Below are 2,315 nucleotides of genomic sequence, written 5' to 3' on the forward strand. Positions count from 1 at the left end.
TTTTCATCTTACTCATCTTGTCGGTAATTTCTTCTAACAAGACAGAAGTGGATTTGAGTTTTCCAGAAGTGTTTTTGACAGAAATGCCAAGTGCTTCAAAGCCCATCATGCCTCTTTTTTGTCCGGCATATGCTTGTGCTGAACGCCTATTTAAAACCGCTAAGGATTGTTGAAAAAGTTCGGCAGAAGTGCCTGAATTATCGGCTGCATCACCCCATAATTGAAGTGATGCAACACTCATATTTAAATGGTGTGATGCGTGATAAAGACTATCGCCCAGATGCATGGTTTTCATGGTGAGGGCGGCTACACTTGCCACAAGACCCCCACCAGCAAGTCCTAAGACACCGGTAAAAACAGAAGCACGACTTGCCGCCACTCCAAGAGCACTTTGAACGCCATGAAGGCTTTTTGTCATGTTTTTGACAGCAGCAGAAAAGCGCGGAATACCCAAACTATGTGAGAGTGTTTTTGACAATGTATCGAATTTTTTTTGAAGATGTTTGAGAGGTGCGGTGAGTTTGTCTTCAAGAGACAATTTTACCTTTGCATCAGCAACTTTTTCACTCATTTTGTCTTATACCTTTCTGCTGCTTGTTTTCGCCAGAATATGAGTTCTTGCGGTTCCATTTCCATCATGTCTGAAAGGGACCAATGAAAAACAATGGCGATATCGGCTATGAGTTTAGCAGCGGTTTCCCAGTCGAGGTGTCCCGCCGCTTGATAAAAGACTCCAAAATCTCTCCAATGCTCGACAAGTCATTAATATCGAGTTCTCCAACCGCTTCATGTGCCCATCCAGAAAGGCGTGCGATCATAGCAATTGTTTGCTCTATGCCTTCTTTTTTATCGATTGCTTGCACATCTTTTGTTTTGGGGCGCTGTAAGGTAATTGTGGTATGCTCTTTTCCTTCAAAGGTAATCGGTACAAGTAATTTATGTGTAATGCTTGTTTGGACTGTCATTTTATAATCCTATATTTTCTCTATGGTCTGCGAGTTGATTGACGCCATTGAATTTTCTCACCAAGTTGAGGACATCTATCTCAACGATTTCAACGTCCTTCTGGACATATTTGAAATATTGCAATGTGAATGTAGCCGTAGAAGTTGCTTTGCTGCCCGGTTGCCATTCTGCCATTTCAAAGCCTTTGCATAGTCCTCTCATGGTAATGACAACACCTTCTGCTGGTGTGCCTTGCGCTTGCATTGAACTGCGCAATGAAATGTCGACATCAGTGCGCCCCAACAGTGCCATCAACTCTGGAGAGCAATCAGAAATGGTCATGCTAAGTGTGAGGGTTTCAAGACCAAGGTCAACTTCAATAGAGCTATCCATGCCTCCGCCGCGATAGCTTTCAACAACCAAATTCAAATTCGGTAATGTTACGCTTTCACATTTTGCTTGATAGGGAATGCCGTCGACAAAAATGTTAAAATATTTCAAAACTCTTGGTAAAACGGGGATAGCCATTAAAAAATCTCCTCTAAATAATCATTCACAATGCGTGAACGGAATGTGATGTGTTCTGCTGGTGTTGTTGGTGTGAATTCGACATTGAAATAGACTCTGCCGCCTTCAATGGCGCTTGCTGTGTTAAGCTCTAGATCAGGCGTACAGCGCCCACCAAGAATGGCGCCTTGTGCTTTCAAATCACGCAAATAGGCATTGACGCTTTCACTGACATCATTCATGTAGGTTTTTTTGATATTGCGGTCGACAGCCCATAGATGTCCGCGCAAAATGGCATCATTGATCATATCTGCGGTGCGTACTACGGATAAGAAAGCAAATTTTGTATCACTTGAAAGGGTGCGATTACCCCAGAGGCGATAACCATTTTCGCGGATAATTGTTGTGATGTTTTGTTCATTAAGAAGGTTGGCACGGCTGGATCTGTCCCCAATGGAAAAATCAATGGGGCGTGCAATACCAACAATGCCATTGATCACTTTGTTTGAAGGAGAATGCCAAAAACCGTGTGTAAAATCAGTTTTAGCAATGACACCAGCAACCGCTGCACTTGCTGGCTGTTCTACAATTTTTCCATCACGATTTACCTTTACAAACGGATCAACGATAATAGCGCGCTTTGAATCAAAATCCTTTGCTGCGCTAAGGGCTGCTTCATCTGTTGTGTTGGGTGCATCAAGCACCACAATGGCGCGCAAACGTTCAGCAATGCCAATGAGTTCTGCTGCGACGGGGTTGGCAGTTGCATCAGTTCCATTCTCTTCAATATTCACACTGGAAGGGCGTTGATGTGTAAAGCCTGGAGCGATGAGAATGCGTGGTGTTTGTCCCACAATGGATTG

At 43.5% G+C, this 2,315-nt stretch carries 4 protein-coding genes and 1 pseudogene; all 5 read right to left on the reverse strand.

Features of this window, described 5'->3' with window-relative positions; translation table 11 throughout:
* Nucleotides 1–571 (reverse strand): annotated as a pseudogene (locus ACFIJJ_RS09465) (phage tail protein); the annotation flags it as partial.
* On the reverse strand, nucleotides 568–639 hold the full coding sequence (locus ACFIJJ_RS09470) for a GpE family phage tail protein (protein WP_081485993.1): 72 nt from the start codon (nucleotides 637–639) through the stop codon (nucleotides 568–570). The pseudogene ACFIJJ_RS09465 and the gene ACFIJJ_RS09470, both read right to left, overlap by 4 nt.
* Nucleotides 640–677: 38 nt before the next feature.
* Nucleotides 678–965 (reverse strand): phage tail assembly protein, encoded by a 288-nt coding sequence (locus ACFIJJ_RS09475; RefSeq protein WP_375646763.1) that lies wholly within the window; start codon nucleotides 963–965, stop codon nucleotides 678–680.
* 1 nt (nucleotide 966) lies between these two features.
* Entirely contained in the window at nucleotides 967–1,473 is a 507-nt protein-coding gene (locus tag ACFIJJ_RS09480; RefSeq protein ID WP_375646765.1) for a phage major tail tube protein, read from the reverse strand.
* On the reverse strand, nucleotides 1,473–2,315 hold an 843-nt coding region (locus ACFIJJ_RS09485; RefSeq protein ID WP_375646766.1), incomplete at its 5' end, for a phage tail sheath family protein. The genes ACFIJJ_RS09480 and ACFIJJ_RS09485, both read right to left, overlap by 1 nt.

The sequence above is a fragment of the Bartonella sp. TT29SHDZB genome (genome assembly GCF_042193395.1).
In the GTDB taxonomy this organism is placed as follows: Bacteria; Pseudomonadota; Alphaproteobacteria; order Rhizobiales; family Rhizobiaceae; genus Bartonella.